This window comes from Dyella sp., assembly GCF_035486915.1.
Taxonomy (GTDB): domain Bacteria; phylum Pseudomonadota; class Gammaproteobacteria; order Xanthomonadales; family Rhodanobacteraceae; genus Dyella_B.
Window position 1 is genome coordinate 1 of record NZ_DATHMR010000208.1, and the last position, 9089, is coordinate 9089.

The window sequence follows — 9089 nt, forward strand, 5'->3', positions numbered from 1 at the left end:
CATGTCGCGTGCAAAGAGTCATCGTGCAAGAAGTCATGTCGCGGACAAGGACTGGCGCATTCAAGGGTTGATGTCTGAGTCCTACGACTGCAAACAAAAATCCCAGCGCAGGCCCGGGATTTTGTAACTACTTGATGTAGCAGGCGGAGATGGCGGGATCGCTCGGTCCGTCCATGGCCACACCCCTGCGTGCTTCGCACTTCGGGGCCGGTCTGTGGCTGTCCCGACTCGCTTCAGGCGAATCGGTCGAACCCACGGGTTCTCATCTCGCAGTTTGTCAGAAACGAAAAAGCGCCCATGGAGGGCGCCTTTTCGTTTCTGGCGGAGAGGGTGGGATTCGAACCCACGGTACGCTTACACGTACGCCTGATTTCGAGTCAGGTACATTCGACCACTCTGCCACCTCTCCGAAAGGGTGCGTGTGGTCCACGCGAGCCGGACATGATACGTGCTGGATGGAATCATGACAACAGGCTGCGGGGCCGTTTTTAGGGCTATTGCGGGACCGGAGTGACGCTGTCGAGGGGCGCGCCGAAGCGTTTCTCTCGCGGCAAATAGTGGTTGTCCGGGTCCAGCGACAATGCGACGTAGCGCGAGCGCCCGACGATTTCGTTGCGGGGGAAAAAGCCCAGATAGCGTGAGTCCATGCTGTTGTCGCGGTTGTCGCCCATCAGCAGGTATTGCCCCGTAGGCACCGCGACGGGGCCGAAGTCGCGCATTTCGCCGGGGTGGTAGAGCGAGAGTCGGACCAGGTGCTGCATGTTGCCTGTGCGTTCGACTTCGTAACGCGCGGGATCGTCGATGTCATCGTGAATACCTTGCACGATGGTTGACGAATACGTGGCGGCAATGCCGTTGACGTAAAGAACGTTTCCGCGCAGCGCAATCTCATCGCCAGGAATACCAATCACGCGTTTCACGAGACGTTCGTTGGCGACGTGTGAGTCGAGCACGACGATATCGCCACGTTGGGGATCGGCGATGTGCCAAAGCGAAATGTGCGTGAGCGGAACGCGAATATCGTAGGCCGCTTTGTCGACGAAGATGCGATCGCCGATCTGGATGGTCGGCTGCATCGATCCGGTGGGTACAACACTCCAATCGGCAAAGGCGCTGCGGAACATCACCAGGCCGACCATCAAGACGATGAATCCTTTGTTTCTGTAAAGGAGTTGCATCAAACCGCGCATAACGTCGTCCGCCTTGGCCGGTCGTAGAGTGAATGATTCCCTGAACAAGATGATGGACACCACGAAGTCCAGAGAGTTTCTAGCCCTGAAGTCATGCAAAAGAAACGGGGCGGTGTTGTCACCGCCCCGTCATCGTTAACACGTCGTGTGGCTTAGCCGGCTTTTTTCTTCTTCGCCAAACGCAGCCACGTATCGACCACTGTATCCGGATTCAGCGACACCGATTCGATGCCCTGGTCCATCAGCCATTCGGCCAGATCCGGATGATCCGACGGACCCTGGCCGCAGATGCCCACGTATTTGCCGCGTTTGCGCGCGGTCTGGATGGCCATCGACAGCAGCTTCTTCACGGCCGGATCGCGTTCATCGAACAGGTGGGCAACGATGCTCGAATCGCGGTCCAGACCTAGCGTGAGCTGTGTCAGGTCGTTGGAGCCGATGGAGAAGCCATCGAAGATGTCGAGGAATTCGTCGGCCAGCAACGCATTCGACGGCAGCTCGCACATCATGATGATCTTCAGATCGTGCTCGCCCTGCTTGAGGCCATTCTTGCCAAGCACCTCAATTACCTTGCGGCCTTCGCCGAGGGTGCGTACGAAAGGAATCATCACCCACACATTGGTGAGTCCCATCACTTCGCGCACACGCTTGACTGCTTTGCATTCCAGCCCGAACGATTCGGCAAAGCCTGCATCGACGTAACGGCTTGCGCCGCGATAGCCGATCATCGGGTTTTCTTCATGCGGCTCGTAACGCGAACCGCCGAGCAGGTTCGCGTATTCGTTGGACTTGAAGTCCGACAAGCGCACGATCACCGGCTTCGGATATACCGACGCCGCGATAGTGGCGATGCCTTCGGCAAGACGATCGACGTAGAAACTCACCGGATCGGCATAGCCGGCGATGCGCTGATCGATCTTCGCCTTGGTTTCAGCGTCCTGCAGCTTGTATTCGAGCAGAGCCTTCGGATGTACGCCGATGTGGCTGGCGATGATCATCTCCAGACGCGCCAGACCAATGCCCGCGTTCGGCAGCATGCCGAAGTCGAAAGCGCGTTCCGGGTTCGCGACGTTCATCATGATTTTCAGCGGCGCTTCGGGCATGTCGCCCAGATCGGCCGTCACGCGATCGAACTTCAACAGTCCTTCGTAAATCGTGCCGGTGTCGCCTTCGGCGCATGACACGGTCACTTCGTGGCCGTCGGGAATCGTATCGAGTGCATTGCCGGTGCCAACCACCGCTGGAACGCCCAACTCGCGGGCGATGATTGCCGCATGGCAAGTGCGACCACCGCGATTCGTCACGATGGCGGACGCACGCTTCATCACTGGTTCCCAATCGGGATCGGTCATGTCGGCGATCAGCACATCGCCCGCCTGCACCTTGTTCATGTCGGCCAGCGAGCGAATCACGCGCGCTTTGCCGCTACCGATCTTCTGGCCAATCGCGCGGCCTTCGGCGAGCACTTTGCTTTTCTCGTTGAGATGGAAGCGTTCCAGCTGCGTGGCGTGTGCACGCGATTTCACCGTTTCCGGACGCGCCTGCACGATGTAGAGCTTGCCGGTGTTGCCGTCCTTCGCCCATTCGATATCCATCGGGCGCTGGTAGTGCTTCTCGATCACCAGCGCCTGCTTGGACAGTTCCTGCACTTCGTCATCGGTGAGGCAGAAACGGTTGCGATCGGCGGCCGGCGTTTCTTCGATGCGCACGCGCTCGCCCGGCTTGTTTGAATACACCATGCGTTGCTGCTTGGCGCCGAGGCTGCGACGAAGCACGGCCGGTTTGCCTTCTTTCAGCGTGGGTTTGAAGACGTAGAACTCATCCGGATTCACTGCACCCTGGACGACCATTTCGCCGAGGCCATAAGAGCCGGTCACAAACACCACATCGCGAAAGCCCGATTCGGTGTCGAGCGTGAACAGCACGCCCGATGCGCCAACATCCGAGCGAACCATCAATTGCACGCCCGCGGAAAGGAACACGTCTTCGTGCTTGAAGCCGTGATGCACGCGGTAGGCGATCGCGCGATCGTTGTAGAGCGAAGCGAAGACTTCCTTCACCTTGTGCAGCACGTCCTCGATGCCGACCACGTTGAGAAAAGTTTCCTGCTGACCGGCGAAGGACGCGTCGGGCAGGTCTTCGGCTGTTGCGGACGAGCGCACTGCCACGGCGATGTCGTTGCTGCCGGCGTCTTTGCAGAGCTTGACGTAGGCCTCGCGTATCGCATTTTCCAGATCGGCGGGCAGGGCGGTGTCGACGATCCAGCCGCGGATTTCCTTGCCCCCGGCGACCAGTGCGTCCACATCGTCGACATCGAGTGTGGCGAGGCGCTCGACGATGCGCTTGGCCAGACCACTTTTTTCCAGGTATTCCTGGAAAGCATCGGCCGTGGTGGCGAAACCGCCGGGCACCGAGACCCCCAGCTGGGACAAGTTGCCGATCATCTCGCCAAGCGACGCATTCTTACCGCCGACCTTTCCAAGGTCCGTCATGCGCAGTTGGTCGAGCCAAAGCACCAGATCGTTCAAGGGTGTCTCCTCAAGAGCTCTTTAGGGTGTGACTGGAGGCGGCGCAGGGGAAATCAGGCCGCACAAGAACTGGTATTGTCCGCTGCCGATGGTGCGTGGCACAAGAAGACCATTGGCGTTTTGCGCCGCGCCAACTGCATACCAGTCAGGTGTTGGTCAAGCAAAGACAGGCTTGCAAGCTTGCGATATGGTGCAAGGCAGGAACCTCAAGGCTTACGGACCCACGCATGCAGCGCTCGGTTTTTTTCATCTCCGATTCCACTGGTATTACGGCCGAGACGATCGGAAACAGCATTCTTGCCCAGTTTGAAGGGGTGCAATTCGAAAAACACCGATTGCCCTTCATCGATGATGCCCACAAAGCCGAGGCCGCTGCGCTGCGTATCAAGACACGTTATGCGCAAAGTGGGGAGCGGCCGATCGTCGTCAACACGATGGCCGATCCGCAGCTGTGCGAAATCGTGGCCACCAGTGGCGCGCTGATGCTGGACGTATTCGCGCCCTTTATCGGCCCGCTGGAAGACGAGCTGCGCACACGGCATTCGGGCGCCGTGAACCGCTCGCACGGCCTGGTGGACTTCGCCAAATACGAGGCGCGCATCAACGCGACCAATTACGCGCTGAGCCATGATGATGGCATCGACGTGGATTACTCCCAGGCCGATCTGATCCTGGTTGGCGTCTCCCGCTCCGGAAAAACGCCCACTTGTCTCTATATGGCCTTGCATTATGGGGTTAGCGCCGCCAATTACCCGCTTACCGACGATGATCTGGAAAAGCTCGAGCTCCCTCCGAAGCTGCGGGCCCACAAAAGCCGCCTGTTCGGATTGACGATCGAGCCAAACCGCCTCGCGCAGATTCGCGAACAACGCCGCCCGGGTAGCCGTTACGCTACGTTAAAGCAGTGCCGGTGGGAGCTGGAGCAAGCCGACCGGTTGTTGCGGCAAGCTGGTATTCCGTCCCTCAACACGACACACGTGTCGATTGAGGAAATTGCGAGCAAGATCTTCGATCAGTTCGGTATCGAAAAAACCATGTTCTAAGTGCTGGAGTAACCCTACCGCCCATGAGTGCCGTGCTCGACCGCCGTGCTGCCCTGTTGCCAGGACGCTTCGAATTCCTGATGGGGCTTTATGCCGAGAACTACCATCGGCTGACGCGCCTGTTTGCGCCTCAGAAGTTGGCCGTCGGCGATTACGTGTCGGATGTCGACGACGGTTTGCCGGTGCATTTGGTGGTTCAGGAATGTCATCCGTACACGCTGGAGCTGGAGCTCACCTACGGATTTGTCGATACACAGACCGGTCTACGCTCGCCGTCGGCGCAGTTGCGCGTCTATAACGATGCGCATGTCGCGGAGGCGTTGCATTGCCATCCGGGGCGTCATCTTTGGCAAGTGCTAGGGCCGTTCCCGCCTGCTCATACGGTGTTTCAGCATCGATTGCAGATGAACGGCTTTCTCGCTCGCTGGCTGGAATACTTGGCCGAGCAGGGCCATTCGGCCGGCACGCTGACGCCAGCGATTAAGTAATCACAATCGAACTAGCGTTTCGCGGGCAACAAAAAAGCCCGCGCGATGGCGAGCCTTTTGGGACAACATGTCTGGTTGTGCATATTTGATAACAAATGGCGGAGCGGACGGGACTCGAACCCGCGACCTCCGGCGTGACAGGCCAGCATTCTAACCGACTGAACTACCGCTCCGCGTTGTACAACCATCCAACATCTTCAACATACTAAGTCCATTTCCAACTTGTGAAAGTTGGCGTCCCCACGGGGATTCGAACCCCGGTCGCCACCGTGAAAGGGTGATGTCCTAGGCCTCTAGACGATGGGGACGTGTATGTTGGTGGAGCCAGGCGGGATCGAACCGCCGACCTCCTGCATGCCATGCAGGCGCTCTCCCAGCTGAGCTATGGCCCCCTGCTGGAAGCCCGAAAGAATAGGATGGGTTCACATTTCCGTCAAGCGTTTTTTTGGACAAAACGCGCTCCAGGATGAACAAGATTTCGAGTGACGCAACGACCGAGCGATGGCAACGCTTCGGTTTAAGCTGTGACTGAATCTTGGTCGCGAGGAAACGCATGCACGACATCGGTTTTGTTCGCGACCTTGCGTTTGTGATGCTGGTAGCCGGCACCACGACGGTGATTTTTCAGCGTCTGCGATTGCCGGTATTGCCGGGATACATTCTCGCCGGCGTGCTGATCGGCCCGCACACACCCGGCGTACTTGTTGCTGATCCGCGCACGATTGGCGATATCTCCAATCTCGGCGTGGTGTTGCTGATGTTCACGTTGGGCCTGGAGTTCAGCGTGCGCAAGTTGCGGCAAGTCGGCGGTGCATTGTTGCTTGTCACCGTCGTTGAAGTCGGTTTCATGCTGTGGATCGGTTACGAGCTTGGGCAACTGTTCGGCTGGAGTAATCGAAGCGCCTTGTTTCTCGGTGCGATCATGGCGCTGTCCTCGACCATGGTGGCTACACGAACGCTGACCGAAAACGGTCTTCGTCAATGGCCGTTTGCGCGCCTGGTGGTTGGCATGCTGGTGGCCGAAGACATGCTGACGATCGTGCTACTCACCTTGCTCACCGCGGTGGCGATTCGCGGCACGGTGCAAACGGGAACGGCGTTTAGCCTTATCGGGCATCTGGGTTTGTTCGTCGTTGCCGGCATGATCGTTGGCCTTTTGCTGTTGCCGCGACTGGTCGATTACGTTGCACATTTCGATCGCGATGAAACCTTGCTCGTAAGCGTGCTGGGCATCTGTTTTGGCGCAAGCCTGCTCGCCGATCGGCTGGGTTTCAGCGTCGCTTTGGGGGCTTTTCTCGCCGGTGCTGTGGTGGCCGAGGCACGCAGCGCACCGCGAGTCGTCCATCTGGTCGAGCCGTTGCGCGATATGTTTGCCGCACTGTTTTTCGTGGCTATCGGGCTGAAAATCGATCCCGGTCAATTGAGCCATTACGCGCTGCCGGCGATATTCGTGGCACTGGCCGTCATGATCGGCAAGAGCGTGGTATGCAGCGTCGGTATGTTCTTCATTGGCCACGATGCGCGAACATCGTTGCGCACCGGTCTTTGCATGGCGCAGATCGGAGAGTTCTCGTTTGTGATCGCCACGCTTGGGCTTTCGCTCAATGCGGTGGATGACTTCATCTATCCGATTGCCGTGGCGGCTGCGTTGATCTGCATGATTGTCTCGCCGTATCTGCTGCGTTCGACGGATGCGATTGCAGGCGTAGGGCGGCGCGTTTTGCCAACATCTTTCCGGCTGTTGATGATCAGCTACAGCGGCTGGCTGGAAAATCTACGACCTGTTGACGAAAACGCCACCCTCGCTGCAATGTTCCGGCGATTGCTTTGGCATATTGCTGTGAACGTCGCGTTGGTCGTCACGCTATTCGTGATCGGCGCCTATGTGAATGCTCATCACGCGGATCGATTCACGCAATGGGGACTCGATCGCGATCTTCGTCATTCGGTGATCTGGGCATGCGCTTTATTTTTTTCATTGCCGTTGCTCATCGCGATCTATCGAAAAGCCGAAGCGCTTGGCATGCTGCTGGCTGAGCTCGGCATTCGGGAGCGTTTTGCGGGTTCCTATACCCAGGCGATTCGGCAGGTTCTTGCGAGGCTCATTCCCCTGGCGACGCTTTTGGCGCTGGCGGTGCTGGTTAGCGTGTTGGGGTCGGCGATTTTACCGCCACGTGGTGTAGCCCTTTTCCTGGTCGCCGTGACAGTGGTGCTCGCAGTGGTGCTCTGGCGCGGGTTGGTGAAAGTTCATGCGCGCCTGCAGGCTGCCTTACGCGAAACTCTCGAAAAACCGTCATCCGGCGGTCACGAATCAAACTGAATGAGAAGTTGAGCACAATCGCAGCAGTGAACCTTTATCGGGGCTGATGGTCTTTACCTGAACGTCGTTGCCAAGACCGGACATGACACCGCACAATGCGAGGCCAGCCTCCATTCGGGGGAGGTCCGACCGGCACGCCGGCATATCCAATACACGAGGGATTTCCAAATGAAGCATTTTCTGCGACCCACGCTGACTGCGGCCGCCCTGGCCGTTGCGCTGGGTATCACCGCTGGCGCGCAGGCCCAGACATCGAGCTCCGCCGCAGCCCCGGTTGCCAACAAAGCTCAAGCCAGCCAGATCCTTGGTTATCAGATGGTGGGCTCCATCCCTGGCGTCATCCGCCAGAATGTGGACCCGGCCGTTGTGGGCCAGGCTGTCACGGCCGCACTGAGCGGTCAGAAGCCCAACATCTCCGATGCGCAGGCGCAGGCCGTGTGGAAAGAGTTCATGACGGAAATGCAGGCCAAGGCCAAGGCTGAGTTCGATGCAGAATCGTCCAAGAACCAGGCTGCAGGCAGCGCGTTCCTCGCTAAGAACAAGTCGGTTTCGGGCGTGAAAGTGACGGCCTCGGGCCTGCAGTATCAGGTCCTCACGCCAGGTTCCGGTGCACGTCCGGGCCCGAACGATACGGTGAAGATCAACTACACCGGCACCTTCGTCGACGGTCGCGTGTTCGACAGCTCGCAGCAGAATGGCGGCCCGGTTTCGATTCCGTTGGCGCACGTCATTCCGGGCTTCCGCGAAGGTCTGCAGCTGATGCAGGTTGGCGGCCACTACAAGCTGTTCATTCCGCCGAATCTCGCTTATGGCTCTGAGCCGTCGCGCTTCCCGGAACCGAATGCAACGCTGATTTTCGACATCACGCTGATCAGCACCGGTCCGACACCTGCTGGCGCACAGGACGGTGCGGCCCCAGGTGGTGGTGCTCCGAGTGGCGGCGATGCAGGCGGTGGCCAGCAGTAATCGCCAGTACATCGCAAGCAGTACACGAGCAGGGCGCGAAGCGATTCGCGCCCTGTTTCTTTGTGCGTTGGGGCGCTTCAGCAGCTGACACTGAGGTTTCTTATAGGCCCTGTTAGAATTGGCGGCTTCGAACAAGGTTGTGATCCCATCCGATGAAAGTCACGATTTTTGGAACCGGTTATGTGGGCCTGGTTACTGGTGCCTGCCTTGCCGAGATGGGCAACCATGTCGTCTGCGTCGATATCGATGAGAGCAAAGTCGAGCGTTTGAAGCGCGGCGAAATTCCGATTTTCGAACCGGGGCTCGAACCCATCGTGCGGCGCAATTACGCCAATGGCCAGCTCGAATTCACCACCGAAGCTTCCGCGGCGGTTGCGCATGCGCAGATCATTTTCATCGCCGTCGGAACGCCGCCCGATGAGGATGGCAGTGCCGATCTGAAATACGTGCTTGGCGTTGCCAAGTCGATTGGATGCCATCTGGATCGCTACACCGTCATCGTCAACAAATCCACCGTGCCGGTCGGTACGGCAGATCGTGTGAATAAAGCCGTG

The 9089-nt window shown here is 58.5% G+C and carries 7 protein-coding genes and 4 tRNA genes; 5 read left to right on the forward strand and 6 right to left on the reverse strand.

Going from position 1 to position 9089, the window contains the following annotated elements; all coding sequences use genetic code 11:
- Window positions 1–319: 319 nt before the first annotated feature.
- The 3 genes from VK725_RS17575 to ppsA all read right to left on the reverse strand — a co-directional run bounded on the left by VK725_RS17575 (window position 320) and on the right by ppsA (window position 3718).
- Window positions 320–409, reverse strand: a tRNA-Ser gene (locus VK725_RS17575).
- 85 nt (window positions 410–494) lie between these two features.
- Window positions 495–1139 (reverse strand): signal peptidase I, encoded by a 645-nt coding sequence (lepB, locus tag VK725_RS17580; RefSeq protein ID WP_325319365.1) that lies wholly within the window; start codon window positions 1137–1139, stop codon window positions 495–497.
- A 203-nt stretch (window positions 1140–1342) separates the two neighbouring features.
- Window positions 1343–3718, reverse strand: coding sequence for a phosphoenolpyruvate synthase (gene ppsA / locus VK725_RS17585; RefSeq protein WP_325319359.1), 2376 nt, complete (start codon window positions 3716–3718; stop codon window positions 1343–1345).
- 227 nt (window positions 3719–3945) lie between these two features.
- On the opposite strand from ppsA, the gene ppsR reads away from it, so the two are divergent.
- Together ppsR and VK725_RS17595 are read left to right on the forward strand one after the other, a co-directional pair.
- Window positions 3946–4761 carry a posphoenolpyruvate synthetase regulatory kinase/phosphorylase PpsR gene (gene ppsR / locus VK725_RS17590; protein ID WP_325319360.1) on the forward strand — a complete coding sequence of 272 codons (816 nt, stop codon included), beginning with the start codon at window positions 3946–3948 and terminating at the stop codon, window positions 4759–4761.
- A gap of 23 nt (window positions 4762–4784) precedes the next feature.
- Complete coding sequence (locus tag VK725_RS17595) at window positions 4785–5249, forward strand: DUF1249 domain-containing protein (RefSeq protein WP_325319361.1); 465 nt, start codon at window positions 4785–4787, stop codon at window positions 5247–5249.
- Between the two features lie 96 nt (window positions 5250–5345).
- Here VK725_RS17595 and VK725_RS17600 read toward each other — a convergent pair.
- The 3 genes from VK725_RS17600 to VK725_RS17610 form a co-directional block, all read right to left on the reverse strand.
- Window positions 5346–5422 (reverse strand) — tRNA-Asp (locus tag VK725_RS17600).
- Between the two features lie 59 nt (window positions 5423–5481).
- A tRNA-Glu gene (locus tag VK725_RS17605) sits at window positions 5482–5557 on the reverse strand.
- Window positions 5558–5565: 8 nt separating this feature from the next.
- A tRNA-Ala gene (locus VK725_RS17610) sits at window positions 5566–5641 on the reverse strand.
- A gap of 161 nt (window positions 5642–5802) precedes the next feature.
- Between VK725_RS17610 and VK725_RS17615 the strand changes: the two genes are divergently transcribed.
- The 3 genes from VK725_RS17615 to VK725_RS17625 form a co-directional block, all read left to right on the forward strand.
- The gene (locus VK725_RS17615) at window positions 5803–7569 is read left to right on the forward strand and encodes a cation:proton antiporter (RefSeq protein ID WP_325319362.1); all 1767 of its coding nucleotides are present in this window, start codon (window positions 5803–5805) and stop codon (window positions 7567–7569) included.
- A gap of 168 nt (window positions 7570–7737) precedes the next feature.
- Window positions 7738–8535, forward strand: coding sequence for an FKBP-type peptidyl-prolyl cis-trans isomerase (locus VK725_RS17620; RefSeq protein WP_325319363.1), 798 nt, complete (start codon window positions 7738–7740; stop codon window positions 8533–8535).
- Between the two features lie 152 nt (window positions 8536–8687).
- The coding region (locus VK725_RS17625) for a 2-dehydropantoate 2-reductase N-terminal domain-containing protein (RefSeq protein WP_325319364.1) at window positions 8688–9089 on the forward strand (402 nt) is incomplete at its 3' end.